General features: G+C 67.2%; 21 protein-coding genes and 1 other RNA gene. 8 read left to right on the top strand and 14 right to left on the bottom strand.

From position 1 onward, the window contains the following. Positions 1-74: 74 nt before the first annotated feature. Positions 75-1,160, bottom strand: a complete 1,086-nt coding sequence (locus ACE3P6_RS03200) for a PA0069 family radical SAM protein (protein WP_374391564.1) — start codon at positions 1,158-1,160, stop codon at positions 75-77. A gap of 155 nt (positions 1,161-1,315) precedes the next feature. Here ACE3P6_RS03200 and ACE3P6_RS03195 point away from each other — a divergent pair, with 155 nt between their 5' ends. The 3 genes from ACE3P6_RS03195 (at position 1,316) to ACE3P6_RS03185 (ending at position 2,892) form a co-directional block, all read left to right on the top strand. After that, positions 1,316-2,014, top strand: a complete 699-nt coding sequence (locus ACE3P6_RS03195; RefSeq protein ID WP_294983952.1) for a B12-binding domain-containing protein — start codon at positions 1,316-1,318, stop codon at positions 2,012-2,014. A 77-nt stretch (positions 2,015-2,091) separates the two neighbouring features. Next, entirely contained in the window at positions 2,092-2,250 is a 159-nt protein-coding gene (locus ACE3P6_RS03190; RefSeq protein ID WP_374371483.1) for a hypothetical protein, read from the top strand. A gap of 9 nt (positions 2,251-2,259) precedes the next feature. After that, on the top strand, positions 2,260-2,892 hold the full coding sequence (locus ACE3P6_RS03185; RefSeq protein WP_374391561.1) for a DUF1638 domain-containing protein: 633 nt from the start codon (positions 2,260-2,262) through the stop codon (positions 2,890-2,892). On the opposite strand, the gene ACE3P6_RS03180 is transcribed toward ACE3P6_RS03185, so the two are convergent. From ACE3P6_RS03180 to fumC, 5 genes are all read right to left on the bottom strand, one after another. Beyond that, the gene (locus ACE3P6_RS03180; RefSeq protein WP_374391559.1) at positions 2,889-3,926 is read right to left on the bottom strand and encodes a zinc-dependent alcohol dehydrogenase family protein; all 1,038 of its coding nucleotides are present in this window, start codon (positions 3,924-3,926) and stop codon (positions 2,889-2,891) included. The two genes, ACE3P6_RS03185 and ACE3P6_RS03180, sit on opposite strands and share 4 nt — an antisense overlap. After that, a complete protein-coding gene (locus ACE3P6_RS03175; protein ID WP_374371477.1) occupies positions 3,926-4,144 on the bottom strand; it encodes a ribbon-helix-helix domain-containing protein in 219 nt (72 codons plus the stop codon). The genes ACE3P6_RS03180 and ACE3P6_RS03175 overlap by 1 nt, the downstream gene beginning before the upstream one ends. A 91-nt stretch (positions 4,145-4,235) precedes the next feature. Beyond that, positions 4,236-4,466, bottom strand: coding sequence for an N-(5'-phosphoribosyl)anthranilate isomerase (locus tag ACE3P6_RS03170; protein WP_374391557.1), 231 nt, complete (start codon positions 4,464-4,466; stop codon positions 4,236-4,238). A 46-nt stretch (positions 4,467-4,512) separates the two neighbouring features. Further along, positions 4,513-4,692, bottom strand: coding sequence for a DUF4169 family protein (locus ACE3P6_RS03165; protein ID WP_374391555.1), 180 nt, complete (start codon positions 4,690-4,692; stop codon positions 4,513-4,515). Beyond that, entirely contained in the window at positions 4,692-6,086 is a 1,395-nt protein-coding gene (gene fumC / locus ACE3P6_RS03160; RefSeq protein WP_374391553.1) for a class II fumarate hydratase, read from the bottom strand. The genes ACE3P6_RS03165 and fumC overlap by 1 nt, the downstream gene beginning before the upstream one ends. A gap of 191 nt (positions 6,087-6,277) precedes the next feature. On the opposite strand from fumC, the gene ACE3P6_RS03155 reads away from it, so the two are divergent. Beyond that, a complete protein-coding gene (locus tag ACE3P6_RS03155; protein ID WP_374391551.1) occupies positions 6,278-6,859 on the top strand; it encodes a DoxX family protein in 582 nt (193 codons plus the stop codon). A gap of 13 nt (positions 6,860-6,872) precedes the next feature. On the opposite strand, the gene ACE3P6_RS03150 is transcribed toward ACE3P6_RS03155, so the two are convergent. The 8 genes from ACE3P6_RS03150 to ACE3P6_RS03115 form a co-directional block, all read right to left on the bottom strand. Then, positions 6,873-7,427 (bottom strand): class I SAM-dependent methyltransferase, encoded by a 555-nt coding sequence (locus tag ACE3P6_RS03150; RefSeq protein WP_374391549.1) that lies wholly within the window; start codon positions 7,425-7,427, stop codon positions 6,873-6,875. Further along, positions 7,427-7,885, bottom strand: coding sequence for an SspB family protein (locus ACE3P6_RS03145; protein ID WP_374391548.1), 459 nt, complete (start codon positions 7,883-7,885; stop codon positions 7,427-7,429). The genes ACE3P6_RS03150 and ACE3P6_RS03145 overlap by 1 nt, the downstream gene beginning before the upstream one ends. Before the next feature lie 84 nt (positions 7,886-7,969). Continuing rightward, a complete protein-coding gene (chrA, locus tag ACE3P6_RS03140; RefSeq protein ID WP_374391546.1) occupies positions 7,970-9,220 on the bottom strand; it encodes a chromate efflux transporter in 1,251 nt (416 codons plus the stop codon). Further along, the gene (locus tag ACE3P6_RS03135; RefSeq protein WP_374391544.1) at positions 9,217-10,014 is read right to left on the bottom strand and encodes a chromate resistance protein ChrB domain-containing protein; all 798 of its coding nucleotides are present in this window, start codon (positions 10,012-10,014) and stop codon (positions 9,217-9,219) included. The genes chrA and ACE3P6_RS03135 overlap by 4 nt, the downstream gene beginning before the upstream one ends. Before the next feature lie 111 nt (positions 10,015-10,125). After that, positions 10,126-10,776: a DUF1194 domain-containing protein gene (locus tag ACE3P6_RS03130; protein ID WP_374391543.1), complete on the bottom strand. Its 651-nt coding sequence runs from the start codon at positions 10,774-10,776 to the stop codon at positions 10,126-10,128. Between the two features lie 116 nt (positions 10,777-10,892). Next, positions 10,893-11,246: a transfer-messenger RNA gene (gene ssrA / locus ACE3P6_RS03125) on the bottom strand. 100 nt (positions 11,247-11,346) lie between these two features. Beyond that, complete coding sequence (locus ACE3P6_RS03120; protein ID WP_374391541.1) at positions 11,347-12,921, bottom strand: cation:proton antiporter; 1,575 nt, start codon at positions 12,919-12,921, stop codon at positions 11,347-11,349. Between the two features lie 192 nt (positions 12,922-13,113). After that, a complete protein-coding gene (locus ACE3P6_RS03115) occupies positions 13,114-14,160 on the bottom strand; it encodes a PotD/PotF family extracellular solute-binding protein (RefSeq protein ID WP_374391539.1) in 1,047 nt (348 codons plus the stop codon). A gap of 401 nt (positions 14,161-14,561) precedes the next feature. Between ACE3P6_RS03115 and ACE3P6_RS03110 the strand changes: the two genes are divergently transcribed. The 4 genes from ACE3P6_RS03110 to ACE3P6_RS03095 all read left to right on the top strand — a co-directional run bounded on the left by ACE3P6_RS03110 (position 14,562) and on the right by ACE3P6_RS03095 (position 19,126). Then, positions 14,562-15,788, top strand: a complete 1,227-nt coding sequence (locus tag ACE3P6_RS03110) for an aminotransferase class V-fold PLP-dependent enzyme (protein WP_374391537.1) — start codon at positions 14,562-14,564, stop codon at positions 15,786-15,788. Between the two features lie 186 nt (positions 15,789-15,974). Beyond that, complete coding sequence (locus ACE3P6_RS03105) at positions 15,975-17,387, top strand: deoxyribodipyrimidine photo-lyase (RefSeq protein ID WP_374391535.1); 1,413 nt, start codon at positions 15,975-15,977, stop codon at positions 17,385-17,387. Positions 17,388-17,448: 61 nt separating this feature from the next. Further along, positions 17,449-18,663: a class I SAM-dependent methyltransferase gene (locus ACE3P6_RS03100; RefSeq protein ID WP_374391533.1), complete on the top strand. Its 1,215-nt coding sequence runs from the start codon at positions 17,449-17,451 to the stop codon at positions 18,661-18,663. Positions 18,664-18,673: 10 nt separating this feature from the next. Continuing rightward, positions 18,674-19,126 (top strand): TrgA family protein, encoded by a 453-nt coding sequence (locus ACE3P6_RS03095; protein WP_374371451.1) that lies wholly within the window; start codon positions 18,674-18,676, stop codon positions 19,124-19,126. Positions 19,127-19,154 lie beyond the last annotated feature (28 nt).

Here is a 19,154-nt window from a genome sequence, read left to right as displayed (position 1 = left end):
GTCGGGCCGGGCGAGAATCCTTCGAAGGATTTTGGCAAATCTTTTCGAAAAGATTTGGTCCCGGTTGATGCCGGTCAGAACAGCGTCAACTGGTCGCCTGCCCGGGGCGGAGGCTGGAAGAGGTCCGTTCGCAGGGCAGGCAACCCTTCGCCCAGGCCCAGCCGCTTGCGGGCGAGGGTAGCGCGGCGGTGGATCAATTCGGCCCAGAGACCCTGGCCGCGCATCCGCTTGCCGAATTCGGGGTCATAGTCGCGCCCGCCGTGCAACTCGCGCACCCGGCCCATGACGCGGGCGGCACGGTCGGGGACGGTGGCGGCCAGCCAGTCGCGGAAGAGCGCCGCAACCTCCAGCGGCAGGCGGAGCGGTATGGTGTTCGCAGCCTGCGCACCTGCGTCGCGGCCCGCTTCCATCACCGTCTCAAGCTCGTGATCGGTCAGCGCCGGGATCAGCGGCGAGACCTGGATGCGGACGGGAATGCCCGCTTCGGCAAGACGGCGGATCATCTGCAACCGCCGCTTCGGTGCCGGGGCGCGGGGCTCCATCTTGCGGGCCAATCCTTCATCCAGCGTGGTGACCGAGATCGACACGGATGCCAGCCCCTGCGATGCCATCGCGGCGATCAGGTCGATGTCACGCTCCACCGTCGTCCCGCGGGTGGTGATCCAGACCGGGTGGCGGAAGGCCTGCAGCACTTGCAGCACCTCGCGCATGATGCCGTGGTCGCGTTCGACGGGCTGGTAGGGATCGGTGTTGGTGCCGATGGCGACCGGGGCGGCGGCGTAGGCGGGGCGGCGCAGTTCCGCCTCCAGCACCGAGGCGATACCGGGGCGGGCGATGAGCCGCGTCTCGAAGTCGAGACCGGGGGAAAGGTTGAGGTAAGCGTGGGTGGGGCGGGCATAGCAGTAGATGCAGCCGTGTTCGCAGCCGCGGTAAGGGTTGATCGAGCGGTCGAAGGGCAGGTCGGGCGAACGGTTGAAGGTCAGGGCGGAGCGGGGGCGTTCGATACGGACCTCGGTTGCGACCAGGCGGTCCTCCTCCTCCATGTTCCAGCCGTCGTCGAAGGCTTCACGCTCCCTCGCCTCGAACCGGCCCGCGCGGTTGCTTTCGGCCCCCCGCGCCCGCAGGCGCTGGCCGGGGAGGATGGTCGGGTTGCCGGTCATTTCGAAAGACTAGAACAAAAAGCGAACATTTGCCATCCCTTTCCATCCGGCGACGGCTTCCTGTCGGCTTTCATCCGGTGTATGTCGCTTGTCGCATAGTGACCGCGTCGGTTTCGGATCATCACCATGTCAAACCAAACATTTGGAGCACCCTCATGGCCGACGAAGACGATATCATCCTGTCCGAGCTGTCGGATGACGAGCTTGTGCTGCAGATGCACGACGACCTGTATGACGGTCTCAAGGAAGAGATCGAAGAGGGCGTCAACATCCTGATCGGGCGTGGCTGGGCGCCCTATGACGTGCTGACCAAGGCGCTGGTCGCCGGCATGACCATCGTCGGCGCCGACTTCCGCGACGGGATCCTCTTCGTGCCCGAAGTGCTGCTGGCCGCCAACGCGATGAAGGCGGGGATGGCGATCCTGAAGCCGCTCCTGGCCGAAACCGGCGCGCCGCGCATGGGCAAGATGGTGATCGGCACGGTGAAGGGCGACATCCACGACATCGGCAAGAACCTTGTCGCGATGATGATGGAAGGCGCGGGCTTCGAGGTCGTGGACCTGGGGATCAACAACGCGGTCGAGAAATACCTGGACGCGCTGGAGAAAGAGCAGCCGGATATCCTGGGCATGTCCGCCCTGCTGACCACGACGATGCCCTACATGAAGGTCGTGATCGACACGATGAAGGAAAAGGGCCTGCGCGAGGAATACATCGTGCTGGTCGGCGGCGCGCCCCTGAACGAGGAATTCGGCAAGGCCATCGGTGCCGACGCCTATTGCCGCGACGCCGCCGTGGCGGTGGAGACGGCGAAGCAGTTCGTCGCCCGCAAGCACAACCAGCTGAACGGCTGACGCACGCCCAAGTGATTCGGGGGGGCTTGAATGAAGCGCCCCCGAAGCGCAGATTGAAGGTCAGGGAGACGTGGACCATGCCCTTGACTCATTTCCTTGGATTGATCGCCCTGGTGATCCTTGCGGCTGGCCTGACCATCTGGCTTGCCGTCTCGACCGGGGTTCCCTTCGCGGCCCTGGCTTTCGCGGCGCTTTCCGCCAGCGTGATCCTGACCTGGACCCGCGTCAGCCGGTAAGGCAGGCCGATGGACGACATTACCCTTTCCGAGACCGGGCTTCCGCCTGCCCATGCCGGTCGCATCCTGCTGATCGCCTGCGGGGCCTTGGCGCATGAGATCCTGGCGCTGAAGGCCGCGAACGGCTGGGCGCATATGGACCTGCAATGCCTGCCGGCGAAGCTGCATCTCTGGCCGGAAAAGATCATTCCGGCGATGGAAGAGGCGGTCGCCGAAGCGCGGGACCGCTATGACACGATCTTCGTCGTCTATGCCGATTGCGGGACGGGGGGGCAGCTGCAGGCCGCCTGCGACCGGCTTGGCATCGAGATGGTCGAGGGCCCGCATTGCTATTCCTTCTTCGAGGGCAATGCGAAGTTCGCGGCGGGGGCGGATGAGGAGTTCACCGCCTTCTACCTGACCGATTTCCTGGTCCGCCAGTTCGATGCCTTCGTCTGGAAGCCGATGGGGCTCGACCGTCACCCGGAGCTGCGGGACATGTATTTCGGCAACTACACCAAGCTGGTCTACCAGGCGCAGCTGGATGACCCGGCGCTGGACTTGAAGGCGCAGGATTGCGCCCGGCGGCTGGGGCTGGCCTATGAGCGGCGGCTGACCGGCTATGGCGACCTGGCGGTGACGCTGGGGCGGGTGGCCGGTTAGCCCGCGAAATCGGTGATCACCGCGACGCCGGGGGCGGTGGGGCCGTCGAAGGCTTTCAGCTCTTCCGTCGCCTGGCTGAGCGGAACGGTGCGGGCGACGATGGGGCTGACGTCGATGCGGCCGGTTTCGATCAGGGAGAGGAGCGTCGGGTAGCGCCAGGCGGGCATTCCCCTGGTGCCGAAGACCGAGAGCTGCCGCATGTAGAGCGTGTTCATGTCGATCTGCATCCGCGCGGTATGGCCGACGGGGAGGCCGACCTGGACATGGCGGCCGAGCGGGCGCAGGCATTTCAGCGAGTTGTTCGCCGTGGCCTCGATCCCCAGCGCCTCGACGCTGACATGGGCGCCGCCGTTCGTGATGTCCACGATCCGGGCGGCCACGTCGCCCTCGCGGGCGTCCAGGGCGGCTTCGGCGCCGAGGGAGAGGGCATGGGCCAGTTTTTCGGGCACAACGTCGACCACGATCACCCGCGCGCCAAGCGCCTTGCCGATGAGCAGGCAAGAGAGTCCGATCCCGCCGGTGCCGTGGACGGCGAGCCATTCCCCGGCTTGCAGGGCGGCGCGCCCGGTGAGGGCGTGGAAGGCGGTGGTGACGCGGCAGCCGAGGCCTGCGGCGAGGGCAGGCGACAGGCTTTCCGGCAGGCGGGTCAGGTTGTGGGCGTGGGGGACCGAGACAAATTCGGCATAGGCGCCGCGGTCGCCGAAGCCGGGAACGCGCTGCGACCGGCAGGTGGTGGTCTGGCCCGAGCGGCACTCCGGGCAGTCGCCGCAGGCGAGGATGAAGGGGGCGATGACCCGGTCGCCCTTGCGCCATTTGGCCTGCGGCCCGGCCTCGACGACTTCGCCGCAGTATTCGTGGCCGGGGATGTCGCCGGGTTTCACCTTGGGATGCTCACCGACCCAGCCGTGCCAGTCGCTGCGGCAGATGCCGCAGGCGAGGGTCGTCAGGACCACGCCATCGGCTTCACAGGCCGGGTCGGGGACGGTCTCCAACGACAGGGGTTCGCGGTAGGCACGGAGGACGGCGGCGCGCATCAGGGTCTCCGGTAGTGGTTCAGGCAGAAGACCCGGATTGCCGAGGCGAGGCCCTCCTCTCCGCGACGCGCGGCGTCGATTTCGGCGGCCAGCGCGTTGAGGGGGGTCTGTTTCTCGGCGGCGATGGCGCGGAAAGCTTCCCAGAACTCGGGCTCCAGCGAGACGCTGGTGCGGTGGCCGTGCAGGGTGAGGGAGTGCTTGGCGGGGCGGGTGGTCATGGCGGGAGCGTAGCCAAAGCAGCGGAGGCCCAAAATCCTTAAGTAAGGATTTTGACAAATTTCTTACTTAAGAAATTTGGACCCCGCGGGATCAGAGGCGGAGCACTACGTCATCCGAGTTGCAGAAGACCACGAAATGTCCGGCATTTTCGACCACACGAAAGCCACGCTTCTTCATCGCGGCAAGGAATAGGTCGCGTCCGACAAGGCGTTCGACGTCGCTGACCTTTCGGCGGATCACGCCACCATCCAGCGCCGTCTTGGTGGCAAACATCTGTCGCATCCATTCCTGCGACGTGATCGGCAAAGACAGTTCCCGCATGGCGCACCTCCTGCCGCAACCCTGCCGCAGCGAGGTTAACGGCGGGTTACTCCGGCTCCCGCTTGTGCCCATCCAGCTCCCGCGCCGCCTTCTCCGCCCGCGCCGTCTCCAACTCGCGGTCCGCCTTGGTCCGGCCATGCTTCGCGGCATTGGCATCGGCGGTCGAGCGGGCGGCCTTGCGGGCCGCTTGCTTCTTCGCCTGCCGAAGGTTGACGACCTCGCCCATCAGCCTTTCGGGCCGACCATGTCCTCGGGGCGGACGATGCGGTCGAAGGTTTCGCCGTCGACGAAGCCAAGCGCGATGGCTTCCTCCCGCAGCGTGGTGCCGTTCTTGTGTGCGGTCTTCGCCACCTTGGTCGCGTTGTCGTAGCCGATGGTGGGGGCCAGCGCCGTCACCAGCATCAGGCTTTCCTTCATCAGCTTCTCGATCCGCGCCACGTTGGCTTGCGTGCCCACCACCATGTTGTCGGTGAAGCTGCCCGCCGCATCGCCCAGAAGCTGGATCGATTGCAGCACGTTGTAGCTCATCATCGGGTTGTAGACGTTCAGCTCGAAATGACCCTGCGAGCCCGCGAAGCCCACCGCCGCGTCGTTGCCCATCACCTGCGCGCAGACCATCGTCAGCGCCTCGGCCTGGGTCGGGTTGACCTTGCCCGGCATGATGGAACTGCCGGGCTCGTTCTCCGGCAGGATCAACTCGCCGAGGCCCGAACGGGGGCCGGAGCCCAGAAGCCGCAGGTCGTTGGCGATCTTGAACAAGGCCGCCGCCACGGTCTTCAAGGCGCCGGAGAACATCACCATCGCATCATGCGCGGCAAGCGCCTCGAACTTGTTCGGGGCGGTGACGAAGGGGAGGCCGGTGATCGTGGCGATCTCGGCCGCCACCCGCTTGTCGAAGCCGACCTTGGTGTTGAGCCCGGTGCCGACGGCAGTGCCGCCCTGCGCCAGTTCGTAGATGTCCGGCAGGCACATCTTCACCCGCGCGATGCCCTTGTCGACCTGGGTCGCGTAGCCGGAAAATTCCTGGCCCAGGGTCAGCGGGGTCGCGTCCTGGGTATGGGTGCGGCCGATCTTGATGATGTCCTTGAATTCCCGCGACTTCGCCCACAAGGCCGCCGACAGCTTCTCCAACCCCGGGATCAGCACGTCGCGCGTGTGCATCCCGATGGCGACATGCATCGCGGTCGGGAAGGTGTCGTTCGAGGACTGGCCCATGTTCACATGGTCGTTCGGATGCACCGGTTTCTTCGAGCCCTTGACGCCCCCCAGCATCTCGATGGCGCGGTTCGAGATCACCTCGTTCGCGTTCATGTTCGACTGGGTGCCCGAGCCGGTCTGCCAGACGACCAGCGGGAAATTGTCGTCGAAGCGGCCCGCGATCACCTCGTCCGCGGCGGCCACGATGGCATTGCCAAGCGTCGCGTCGATGTCGCCCTGCGCCATGTTGACCAGCGCGCAGGCCTTCTTGATCACGCCAAGCGCGCGGATGATCGGGACGGGCTGGTGTTCCCAGCCGATCGGGAAATTGATGATCGACCGCTGCGTCTGCGCGCCCCAGTACTTGTCGGACGGAACCTCCAGCGGGCCGAAGCTGTCGGTCTCGGTACGGGTCGCGGTCATGGAGTCCTCCTGCAAAGCGATGCCGTCCGTCTAGCGCCGGGGGGCGGTGAAATCAATCGGCATACCGTCGCATACTGTGTGTGCGTGGGCCGGGAGACGCAGGGCTTGCAAGGGAAGGTTGTGCTGTGCTGAAGTCGACCTGCGGCCGGTCCGCCTCTCCCGGGGACCGGCCCCTGATACAGGAGATGCGAATGACTGACATGCCAGAAATGACCTCGTCGCCGCGCGACCGGCTGATCCTGCCTTTCCTTGCGCCGCTTTATCATGGCTTCGCCCAGCCGTTCGGCTGGCTCGCCGTGCGGGTGGTGATCGGTGGCTACCTGATGGTCGAGGGCTGGCCGAAGATCACCGCGCCCCTGGCGATGACCGGCTTCGTCGAGAGCCTCGGCTTCTATCCGGGCTGGTTCTTCTCGCCGCTGCTGGCGGTGCTGAACTTCATCGGCGGCGCGATGATCGTGATCGGCCTCTTCACCCGTCCGGTCTCGCTGGCCAATGCGGTGATGCTGCTGGTGACCTGGTGGTTCCATGTCAGCCATCCCTATGGTCCCGAATTCCTCACCCCCGAGGGGATCGAGTTCCTGAAAGCCAACCTGCAATACCTGACGGCTGCCGGGCAGGAGAACCTGTTGCCGGACGGCGGCGCAACCTTCCTGGCGCTGGTGCAGATGAAGGCCGAGACCAATTCGCTGTTCTGGGCTGGCACGACGGCGCTGTTCGCGGCCTATGGCGGCGCGCATTATTCGCTGGACCGGCTGATGCGGAAGGAGTTCTGAGCCCGGCCGGGCTTCAGCCGCGACGGAAGCGGTAGACGGTCGCCGGGGGCAGGTTGGCCCAGACCTTGTGCCCCCGGTTCACCGTCAGCCCAAGGGTCGCAATGGTCTCCGGCGGGAGCGGCGGGCGCGAGCCGTAGGTGAACTGCACATAGCGCCCGCGCGGGGCAAGGACGTCGAAGGCCGCGGCGACGATCCCCTCGCGGACCTCGGGCGGCATCGACAGAAGCGGCAGGCCCGAGATCACGGTGCCGACCGTGGGCGGGACCAGCCGTGCCGCCTCTTGCGCCGGAAGCTGGTGTACGGTCACGCCGGGGAACTTCTCGCGCAGGTAGGTGACGAATTCCTCGTCCAGCTCGAAAAGGGTGACGTTGCCGGGCGGCACGCCCCGGGCCAGGATCGCCTCGGTGAACCGCCCGGTGCCGGGGCCGAACTCCACCACCGGGCCGCTTTTCGGGCCGAGGCCCAGCGTCATGGCGCGGGCCAGGGTTCGGGACGAGGGCGCGATTGCCGACACCTGCCGCGGGTTCTTCAGCAGGCGGCGTCGGAAAAGCGCGAGATCGCTGCCCATCAGTGTTTGCGGAACTGATCCAGCGAGACGATTTCGGCGTCCTGCCGCGCGGGCTCTTCCTCGACTTCGACTTCGATGTCCTCGTCGTCCTCGTCTTCGTCCTGCTCCTGCGTCTCGAAGCGCAGGCCGAATTCGACCGAGGGGTCGACGAAGGTGCGCAGCGCGTCGAAGGGGATCACCATCGGCTCGGGGTTGTTGCCGAAATTCAGGGTGATGCTGAAGCCTTCATCGGTCACCGACAGGTTTTCATACCAGTGCTGGATCACGACTGTCATCTCGGTCGGGTAGCGTTCCTTCAGCCAGTCGGCGATCTGCACGTCGGGGTGGGTGGTGTCGAAGGTGATGAAGAAATGATGCGCGCCGGGCAACCCGTGGTCGGCAACCTCGGTCAGGACCGACTGGATCAGGCCCCGCATCGCGCGGTGCATGAGATTGCCATAGTCGATACTGCGCGCCATGAGCCGTCCTTTCCGGTTGGGGTGCAGCATAGGGGATTCGGGGGCCAAGGGAAGGGGTGGATGCGTCGGTGTGGCGCTCCCTTGTCAAAGAGCCGCCGCCACCGCAGAGGCGAGTGCGGACAGCGCCAGAACAACCAGTAGCGGTAAATGCCGGACCAGAAGCCCCCAGGCCGCGAAGGCTGCGATCAGGAGGGGCAGGAGCCGCAGCGTTGCGGGGTCCGGCAGGGACAAGTGCAGCGGGCCAAGGCCGAATTCGGGAACGCTGGCGAACAGAACATGCAGCGCGAACCAGAGCGAGAGGTTGGCGATCACCCCCACCACGGCGGCGGTGATGGCGGCCAGGGCGCCGGAAAGCCGGGGCATATGGGTCAGCCGCTCGATGAAGGGGGCGCCGGCGAAGATGAAGAGGAAGCAGGGGATGAAAGTCATCCAGAGCGCGATTGCCGCGCCTGCCAGCCCAAGGACCCACCCGCCGGTCTGGTGCGCGGCCATGAAGCCCACGAATTCGTTGACCAGGATCAGCGGGCCTGGGGTGGTTTCGGCCAGGCCCAGCCCGTCGATCATCTGTTTCAGCGTCAGCCAGCCCTTCGCCTGCACCACGTCCTGCGCCATCCAGGCGAGGACGGCATAGGCCCCGCCGAAGGTCAGAACCGCGAGTTTCGAGAAGAAGATGCCGATCTCGGCCAGGCGGGCGGGGGCGGCAAGGATCAGGAGGCCAAGGGGCAGAAGCCAGATCGCCAGCCAGAGGGCGGCGGCCTTCAGGGAGCGGGCCAGGGCAGCGGGCGGGGCGGGGCGGTCGGTCGTGCCTGCCGGGGTACGGAAGAAGCCCCAGATCCCCGCTGCAAGGATGATGACCGGGAAGGGCAGCTTCAGCGCGAAAAGGCCAAGGAAGGCGAGGGCGGCGATCAGGTAGGCCTCGCGCGATTTCAGGGCGCGTTTCGAGACGCGGATCAAGGCCTCGACCACGATGGCGATGACGGCGGCCTGCACTCCGGCAAATAGCGCCGCGACCAGCGGGACCTGCCCGAAGGCTGCGTAGATGAGCGAGAGGGTCAGGACCACCAGCGCGCCGGGCAGGACGAACAGCCCCCCGGCGATCAGCCCGCCCCGGAGGCCGTGCATCCGCCAGCCGATCCAGGTGGCCAGCTGCATCGCCTCGGGGCCGGGCAGCAGCATGCAGAACGACAGCGCGCGCAGATAGTCTGCTTCGTCGACCCAGCGCTTCTCGTCCAGGATCACCCGGTGCATCAGCGCGATCTGCGCAGCGGGGCCGCCGAAGGACAGGCAGCCGATCTTCGCGAAGGTTCGGGTCAGTTCGGAAAGGGTCGTGGTCATTCGCGGCGTCCTGCGGGCCAGTCGTGGCCTTCCTCGTGCCCGTCGCGGGCCCAGCGGTAGAGCGCGTCGTAAAGCGCGATCCCGGCGTCGAGCTGTTGCAGGTCATCGCGAAACATCCGTGACAACCCGACCGAAAGCGCCAGCAGACCCGCGGCTTGCGGGGCAAGGTCGTGCCGGTCGGTGTCGGCGGCGCGGATCACGGTGGCCATGCGGTCAAGCGCTTCGGTGTGAAGCTGGAAGTCGTCGAGCAGCGCGTCGAAGCTGCAGCGCTCGCCCCGGTGCGAGAAGGTCACGCCCTCGATGTCGAAGGGAATGGCGCCGAAACGGTCGGCGACGGCCTGCACCTCGGCCGGGGCGACGAACAGGAAGCGCGCCGTCGGGTCGATGAAGCGACGGATTGCCCAGGGGCAGGCGATGCGGTCGATCTTCGGGCGGTGTCGCGTGACCCAGGGGGTGCCGGGCGATGGCAGGAGGGAAAGCGGCAGCATCGGCAGTCCGGCCGTCTCCCAGGCGAGGGCGCCGCCTTCCAGCACCTCGGCCTGCCAGCCTTGGCTGCGGAGCCAGGCGGCGGCCCCTTCGGACAGTTTCTTGCCCTTGGTGCAGACGACGATGGCCCTGCCGGGCGGATCGGTCAGCATGGCAATCCGGTCATGCGCGATCAAGCGGGCGGTGGGAAGCGTGCGGGGCAGGGCGGCGATGTCGTCCTTGGTGCGGACGTCGAGGATACTGGGCGCGTCGGGGGTGCCGATCTGGCGGAAGGCTTGTGCGGGGGTGATCTGGCCGAACTGGGGCATGGGGGCATCCTTGGCATGGGTCAGGGATGCGACGCTTGGGCCTTGGCCTCACGGGGCGGACGCGGACCCCATGCGTCAAGGGGTAGGCCTTGGGGCCGGGTCGGTCAAGGGTCAGCCGATGGGTTTGGTCAGCTCGCGCAGAAGCTTCAGGCGCAGGGTTTCGGCATAGTCCTGCAGGCCCCGGGCGGTGACGACGAAGCCGCCGGGGGTGATGATCCAGTTGCGGTAGTAGGTGGTGATCGGGATGGCGGGGCCGGGCTCCTCGATGGCGATGGCGTTCAGGATGAGGCCCGCGTCGATGGCCTCGGACCGGGCCTTGGCGTCGGTGAAGCCCGCGTTTTCCTGGCCGTCGCCGGAGATGTCGATCACTTTGCGATGGCAGTCGGGGACGGCGGCGAACTGGGCGGTGGCGAAGCGGAGCGCCTGGCCGACGGCGGTGTCCGAGCCCGAGAAGGCGCGGGGCAGGGCGGCGGCGCGGGCGGCGAAGCGGGTGACGTCGGGATCGGAGAGCATCCTTTGCCAGGGCAGGACGAAGGCCTGTTCCTCGGTGCCGGACCACTGGACGACGGCGAGGGCGACCTGGCCCGCGACCAGCGCCTCGGCGACCTCGGGGTCCGACAGGGCGCTGGCGAGGCCTTCGGTCTGGAGCCGGTAGTCGCCCGCGTCGATGGAGCCGGAGACGTCGATGGAGAGAAGCAGCGCCGTCTCGCAAGGGCGGGCGGGCTGGGTGGTCAGGCAGAGAAGAAGGGCCGCGCGGAGCATGGGGCAGGATGGGGCCGCGGAGCGGGGTCTGGCAAGCGGCTCGTCGTGCCCTTCGGTTCTCCTCGCGGGCGCGGGGCGACGAGAAGCCGTAGGCGAACGAGGAGCAGTGCGGGGAAGGTGCAGGTTTCTGTTGCCAGGTACCTGCGAACCCCGCCTTACGGTGCTAACCGCAAGGGCTTAGTTTTGGTATTGCGAGCCGCTTACGCGGCCAGCGCCACCGGAGCACGGTTGTCGTTGGCAACTGTGATCATGGACCGATAACGGTGGTACCTCACCGAGCGAAAGCTGGCCTCTTTGGTCGTTCGTCGATCCTATTTCGGCCCCCTCCTCCCGCAACGAACGGGGTGTTGGTGGAGCCGCCGGGTACCGCCCCCGGGTCCGAGCCGATTATTACAGGTGCGTTTATCGCCATAGTCGGGGTTGCCCCCGACAGGCTCAATATAGGGGTCGGAGGCGGGGGGTGCAAGGGCGGGTGTCCACAGTGGACAAGATCGGATTGCGAAGCGGTATCAAAAGGTTGGTCGTGGGCGTTAAGGATCTGGAAAGGTGCGATCAGCCCGGTCGCGGCGGCTAGACCTCGATGTAGCTGGCGGGTTGGCGGCCAAGGTCGATGGCGCGTTCCGCCTGTTCGGCCAGGCCGATGCCGGCCTGGTTCATCGTCTGGTAGATATGGGTCGCCCCGGCAGTCTTCAGGCGCAGGACGTGGTCCTCGTAAAGCGCATGGGCGATGATCGGGCCGTGGAAGCCCTTGGCCCTGAGCGCACGGGCGGCGCTGATCTTGGCCTCGACATTGTCCATCGCCAGGATCACGCATTCCACCCTGGACATCCGCAGGCCACGCCAGAAACCGGCATCCTCGACATCGGCGAAGAGCACGTTGCGACCGGCCGCGACATGGCCCTGGACGCGGTAGGTGTCGGCGTCGATGCCGGTCACGGGGAAATGCCCGGCGATCTCGTCATAGGCGGCGGTTCCGGTGCGACCCATGCCGAGGATCAGCACGGTCGCTGCGCCAAGGTCGGTCGGCAGTTCGTCGCGGTGGATTCGCCGGGCCTCGAACCCTTGCAGCCAGGGTTCCAGATGCTCGAAGAGCCGGTCCGCCAGCCGGTCGAGCGGTGCGGCGATGATGAAAGAGAGGCTGAGGGCCAGCGCCAGCGGCACCAGCCAGTCGGGCAGGAGGGCGGCGGCGACGATCAGGCTGAACTCGCTGTAGGTGGTCAGGTTGATGGCGGCAAGGAAGGCGGTCCGCGCCCTGAGGCGGAAGAGCAGGAGCAGCGAGAAATAGAGCGCCCCTTTCAGCGGCAGGAGCAGCACCAGCACAAGGGCGATCACGAGGTCGTTGAGGCCGGGCAGGCCGGACATGCCGATCTGCAGGAAGAAGCCGACGAGGAAGATTTCCTTCAGGCCCCAGAGCGCATCGGACAGCTCTTTCGCGCGGGGGTGGGTGGAGAGGAGGAGGCCCATGACCAGCGCCCCGATCTCGGACCCGAGGCCGATCGCCTGGAAGCCGACGCCGCCCGCGCCGAGGGCGAGGAGCATGCCGGCGAGGACGATCAGCTCGTCATGGCCCGCGACGGTGAGAAGCCAGTGCAGGGCCGGGCGCAGCAGCGGCAGCAGGACAAGGACGACCAGCGCCCAGGGCGAGGGGGCGTCGCCGCTGTAGAGCGCGAGGACCGCCAGCGCGATGATGTCCTGCACGACGAGGATGCCGATGACGGTGCGGCCATAGAAGGCGCCGATGTCCCGCTTGGCCTCCAGCATCTTGGCCGAGAAGACGGTGGAGGAGAAGGAAAGGACCACGCCGAGGAGAAGCGCGGTGGGCCAGTCGAGCGCCACGAAGGTGACGAGACCGAGACTGACGACGGTGGTCGACACGGCGCTGTGGATCAGCGCGCCGCCGAAGACCTGGGGCTGCGCCAGCTGAGCGAGGCGCAGCTTGAGGCCGACGGTGAAAAGCAGGAGCAGGACGCCGAGATGGGAGACATGGTCGAGGATCGCCCCTGCCTCGCCCGGCAGGCCGAGCCAGGGCCCGGCAACATGGACGGCGAACCCCGCGGCGAGGAATCCCACCAGCGGTGGCAGTCCGACCCGGCGGACGGCCAGGCCGAAGAAGAAGGCGAAGCTGAGGCTGATGAGTTCGAACATGCGGGACCGGGTCGGGATGGGTCCTGCATTAGTCGGGGAGAGCGGGTGGCGCAACCGGGGGATTGCCGGGGGGGGCGAGTCGGAAGCGGGAGTCGGGGTGAACCCCGACTTACATGGGCGTCATTTGGCGGGCAGCCCGCAAGAGAAAACGCCCGGAGGGTTCTCCGGGCGTTTCACGGTCATGCGGCGGACTCAGAACCCGGACTTGATCGACTCGAATTCCGAGATCATCTTTTCGCGCAGCTCGTTGGTCGGCGGCGACTGCACGAAGAGCGGCGTCGTCACCGGGTCGACATAGGCGGCTTTCAGCGCTTCGGCGGGGATTTCGGCCATCGCGGCGTCGTTGGACAGCGAATAGCCGATGGCGTCCAGCAGCGGCTGCGCCGAGGAATGCGCCAGAAGCGAGTTGATGAAATCGTAGGCCTTGTCTTCCTTGCCGGGGCCGTCCTTGATGTTGACGAAGCCGCAATACCAGGTCGCGGCGCCCTCGGCGGGGCTGCGGTTGAAGCCGACGGGGAACTTTTCTTCGGTCAGGATCGCCACCGGATCGTTCCAGGACCAGGCGACCTGCACCTCGCCCGAGGCCATGAGCTGGCTGAGCTCCGACGGGTCGGACCAGTAGGCGCGGACGTTCGGGTGGACCTTGCGCAGCCAGTCGGCGGCGGCCTGGAACTGTTCGTCGGTCACGTTGTCCCAGGAGGTGACGCCGGTGGCCATGAAGGCGAGCGACCAGATGTCGTCGGTGTTGTCCGGGAGCGCGATGCGGCCGGCATATTTGTCGGAGGCGAAGACCTGGATCGTGGCCACGTCCTCGACCGGGACCGTTTCGGCATTATAGGCGATGGCGGTATAGGCATAGTCGGTCGGGATGAACCACACGCCTTCGGCATCGGTGAAGGGCTTGGTCAGCCGTTCGGGAATATTGGTGAATTCCGGGATCTTCGAGACATCCCAGGGTTCGATCAGCCCGGCGTCGCGGTAGCGCGGAACGGCCGCGGCGCAGGGGTGGACGACATCGGCCTTGAAGCCCGAGGAGACTTTCTGGAAAGCCTCGTCATCGTCGGCGAAGAAGACATAGCTCGGCTTCTCGCCGTTCTTGTCGACATAGGGCTGCAGCATGCCGTCGATTTCCCAGCCGGCCCAGTCGAGCACGGTCAGCTCGGGGTCGGCGGCGTGGGCGGCGACGGAAAACGCCAGCACCGAGGCGGCGCTGATCAGCGAAAGCGGAAGACGGGTCATGGTTGCTCCTCTGTTGGCAGGCAGCCCGGCCCGAGGGCGGATCGCCGGTTGTGGTCATTGTGATTTGGAGACGCGAACCCCTCAGTCCCGTCCCGGTAGCGCAAAGGTGGGAGGCGGCGGAAAAAAGGACAAGGGGAATCTGCCGGAATTCCCCTGGTCGGCGCAAGAAAATGTCGCAGGGCAGGGGAAGGCGGATTGCGCGAGCGCGGGCGGCGGTCTGCCGCAGGTAGGGGATTGCCGGGCGCGGCGGGGAAGGATAGGTCTGGGGGCGATGCCGGGGCTGCCCGGCACTGGCTGGCGGGGAGACATCCGCCGGTCTGGCTGGAAGACCTGCCGCGGACCGGGATTTCCCGCCTCGCGTCGGGGTGTTCCGGTCTGCGGCCCCAACATGGAGCCGTAAGGTGGCGCTTGATCTCGACTTCGTCCGTTCGCAGTTCCCGGCGTTTTCGTCGCCGGTCCTGTCCTCGCATGCCTTCTTCGAGAATGCCGGGGGCAGTTACCCCTGCGTGCAGGTGGTGGACCGCCTGACCCGGTTCTACCGCGACCGCAAGGTGCAGCCCTATGGGCCCTATCCGGGGGCTTTGGCGGGGGGCGCGGAGATGGACGAGGCGCGGACCCGGCTGGCGGCGATGATGGGGGTGGCGCGGGAGGAAGTGTCGTTCGGGCCTTCGACCAGCGCCAATACCTATGTGCTGGCGCAAGCGGTGCGGAAGTGGCTGGCGGGGACCGGCGGGGCGGTGGTGGTGACGAACCAGGACCACGAGGCGAATTCGGGGGTCTGGCGGCGGTTGGCGGAGGAGGGGATCGAGGTCCGGGAGTGGAAGCTGGACCCTGCCACCGGGTCGCTGCGGCTGGAGGCGCTGGGGGCGCTGCTGGCGGATGGCAAGGTGAAGCTGGCGTGCTTCCCGCATTGTTCCAACGTGATCGCCGAGATCAACGATGTGGCGGCGATCACGGCGATGGCGAAGGCCGCCGGGGCGCGGACGGTGGTGGACGGGGTCAGCTATGCGCCGCACGGGTTCCCGGATGTCCCGGCGCTGGGCTGCGATGTGTATCTCTTCTCGGCCTACAAGACCTTCGGGCCGCATCAGGGGATCATGGTGATCCGCGAGGGGTTCGGGTTCGAGCTGCCGGGGCAGGCGCATTTCTTCAACCACGGCACGCTTTACAAGCGGCATACTCCGGCGGGGCCGGACCATGCGCAGGTCGCGGCCTGTGCGGGGATGGCGGATTATGTCGACGCGCTGGCGGCGCGGCACGGGATCGGCGGGGATGCGGCGGCGCGCAACCACGGGGTGCATGACCTGATGCGGGCGCAGGAAGTGGCGGTGATCCAGCCGCTCTTGGACTATCTGGGGCAGCGGAATGACGTGCGGCTGCTGGGTCCGAGGGAGGCGGGGCGGCGGGCGCCGACGGTGGCGGTGGAGCTGGACCGCGCGGCGGAGCCGGTGTCGGAGGAGCTGGGCCGCAACGGGATCGCCTGCTGGGCGGGGGATTTCTACGCGGTGCGGCCGTTGGAGGCGCTGGGGATCGACCGGGAGAAGGGGGTGCTGCGGATGTCGGCGGTCCACTATACCTCGGCGGAGGAGGTGGCGCGGCTGATCGCGGCGCTGGACCGGGTGTTGTGAGGTCAGTTTAAAGGAGCGCTGGCGCGCGAGCCTTTGCATTTGTCCCTTGCGCGAAGAGTGCGCAAGGGACGGCGTCGGGGGTTTTCCACCCCCGAACCCCCGGAGGATATTTTTCGCCAGGTGAAAGGGTTTAGGTGATCCGATCCTGGTTGGATAACGTATCTCTGCGTTGGGAGAGGCCGGGGAATGTCCGACAGACCGTTGATCCTGTGGTTCCGCCGCGACTTGCGGCTTTCGGACCAGCCGATGCTGGCGGCGGCGGCGGCTTCGGGGTGGGCTTTGGTGCCGGTCTTCCTGCTGGACCCGGAGACCGAGGCTTTGGGCGCGGCGCCAAAGTGGCGGCTGGGGTTGTCGGTCGAGGCTTTCGGCAAGGCGCTGGAGGGGGTGGGCGTGCGTCTTGTGCTACGGCGCGGGTCGGCGCTGGACGCGTTGCGCGGGCTGGTGGTCGAGACCGGCGCGGGCGGGGTCTGGTGGTCGCGGCTCTATGACCCGGCCTCGGTCGCGCGGGATACTGCGGTGAAGGCGGCGCTGAAGGCGGAGGGGGTTGAGGCGCGGAGCTTCGCGGGGCATCTGTTGCACGAGCCCTGGGCGGTGGAGACCGGGCAGGGCGGCTTCTACCGGGTGTTCACGCCGTACTGGACGGCGATGCGGGGGCTGCCGGTGACGGCTCCGGCCGTGGCTCCGACAGGGTTGCGGGGGGTGGAGCGCTGGCCTGTCTCGGACCGGCTGGAAGACTGGCGGCTGGGCGCGGCGATGAACCGGGGGGCGGAGGTCGTGGCCCGCCATCAGGTGGTTGGCGAGGCGGCGGCGCGTTCGAGGCTGGGGGCGTTCCTGGACGGGCCGGTCGACCGCTACGGCGAGATGCGGGATTTTCCGGGGGTCGCCGGAACCTCGCGCCTGTCGGAGAACCTGACCTGTGGCGAGATCGGCATCCGCGAGGTCTGGCATGCGGGCCTGCGCGCGCGGGACGAGGGGCGGGCGGGGGCGGAGAGCTTCCTGCGCGAGCTGGCCTGGCGCGAGTTCAGCTATCACCTGATGCACCATACGCCGGAGATCACGCGGGGCAACTGGCGGGCGGAATGGGACGGCTTTCCCTGGCGCGGCGACAACCCTGACGCCGAACGCTGGCGGCGGGGGATGACGGGGGAGCCCTTCGTCGATGCGGCGATGCGCGAGATGTATGTCACCGGGACCATGCACAACCGGGCGCGGATGGTCGCGGCGAGCTATCTGACCAAGCATCTCATGACGCATTGGAAGGTCGGGCTGGACTGGTTCGCCGACTGCCTGACCGACTGGGATCCGGCGGCGAATGCGATGGGCTGGCAATGGGTGGCGGGCTCGGGGCCGGATTCGGCGCCGTTCTTCCGCATCTTCAACCCAGGCGGCCAGGCGGAGAAGTTCGATGCGGACGGGCGCTATCGCCGCCGGTTCGTGGCCGAACTGTCCGGGGCGCCGGGGCCGGAGGCGCTGGCCTATTTCGCGGCGGTGCCACGGTCCTGGGGGCTGGTGCCGGGGCAGGCCTATCCCGCGCCGGTGGTCGAGCTGGCGGCGGGCAGGGCGCGTGCCCTTGCGGCATATGGCGCAGGAAAGGCTTGAGCGACGCCTCGAGTTTGGTGAAACTGTCGCCAGCGACAGGGACCCAGGGGGGAGCGGGCCGATGGACGTGCTGACCACGGTGAAGGGGCAGGCCGGTCTGCCGCGCTGGTTCGCGACGGTCTTCGACACAGCGACCGGGCTTGGCGAGGGGCGGCTCGATTTCGTGATGCCCGATGGCCGCCGGTTCCGGGCCGAGGGCAAGGCGCCGGGCATCGCAGCCGAGATCACGGTGCAGCATCCCGACCTGTTCGCGCGGCTGGTGCGCGAGGGCGATCTGGGCTTCTGCGACGCCTATCTGGACGGCTGGTGGGTGACGCCGGACCTGCAGGCCTTCCTGGACCTGATCCAGCTTCCGGTGAACAACCTGGTCGGTGACGGCTTTCCCGGCCTGGGGCTGGTGCGTGCCTATGAGCGGCTGCGGTTCTGGATGCAGTCGAATTCGCGTCGGCAGGCGAAGAAGAACATCTCGTATCACTACGACCTGGGCAACGAATTCTACCGGCTGTGGCTGGACGAGACGATGACCTATTCCTCGGCGATCTTCCAGAACCCGCAGGAAAGCCTGGAGGCGGCGCAGCGGCGCAAATACGCCAGCATGATCGACCAGATGGGGGCGCAGGCCGGTGATCATGTGCTGGAGATCGGCTGCGGCTGGGGCGGGTTCGCGGAATTCGCCGCGCGGGAGCGGGGCTTGCGGGTCACCGGGCTGACGATCAGCCAGGCGCAGCACGACTTTGCGGTCGAACGGGTGCGGCGTGCGGGGCTGGCCGACCGGGTGGAGATCCGGCTGCAGGACTATCGCGACGAGCGCGGCAGCTATGACGGGATTGCCAGCATCGAGATGTTCGAGGCGGTGGGCGAGCGCTACTGGCCGGTCTATTTCGACGCGGTGCGCGAGCGGTTGAAGCCGGGCCGCAACGCCACGCTGCAGATCATCACGGTGGCGGATTCGCGCTGGCAGCTGTACCGGCGGGGGGTGGATTTCATCCAGAAGCACATCTTCCCGGGCGGCATGCTGCCTGCGCCCTCGGTCCTGCGGGCCGAAGTGGTGAAGGCGGGGCTGCGGGTCAAGGGAACCATCGAATTCGGCGAGAGCTACAGCCTGACGCTCAGGCGCTGGCACGAGACCTTCACCGCGCGCTGGGCCGAGGTGAAGTCGCTGGGATTCGACGAACGTTTCAAGCGGATGTGGGATTTCTACCTGGCCTCTTGCGCGGGGGCATTCCAGGGTGGAAACTGCGACGTGACGCAGATCACGGTGACGCGTCCCAGCTGAGGGTGCTTGAATGCCGACTCCGATGCCGACCGGCGCGAAGCTGATGGCCGCCGCGAGTTTTGCGGTCGTGGGCTGGGTGCTGGCGAATTTCTATGCGGTCAACATGCCGGACGCCGCCGCCGCCGGTCCGATCCGCGAGGTGGCGGCGCTGGTGGGCGCGATCACCGGCTGGAAAGTGATGGGGCCATCGGTCGGCAAGGGCTATGTCGAGGCGGCGGGGGCGGGGATCAAGACGTCGATCGTGCTGGCAGTTGCGGCGCTGTTCCTGCTCGCTTTGGCCGAGATGCTCGATAACTCGGTCAAGATGCGCTATGACGGGGCGCTGGATGCGTTCCTGGACATCTTCCAGACGATGGCCAAGCGATCCGGTGCGCTGGTGTCGCTGGGGGTGTTCGGCACGATCCTGTTCGGCGGGGTGGTTGGCGGGCTTCTGACCGAGAATGCCGGTCGGCGCTGGAAGTAGCATGCCGCCGGTTCCTGGTGAGGTGCCG

Source organism: Tabrizicola sp., from assembly GCF_041911175.1.
In the GTDB taxonomy this organism is placed as follows: Bacteria; Pseudomonadota; Alphaproteobacteria; order Rhodobacterales; family Rhodobacteraceae; genus Tabrizicola.
The sequence above is the reverse complement of the archived record's forward strand: the minus strand, read 5'-3'. Positions and strand labels throughout refer to the sequence as shown.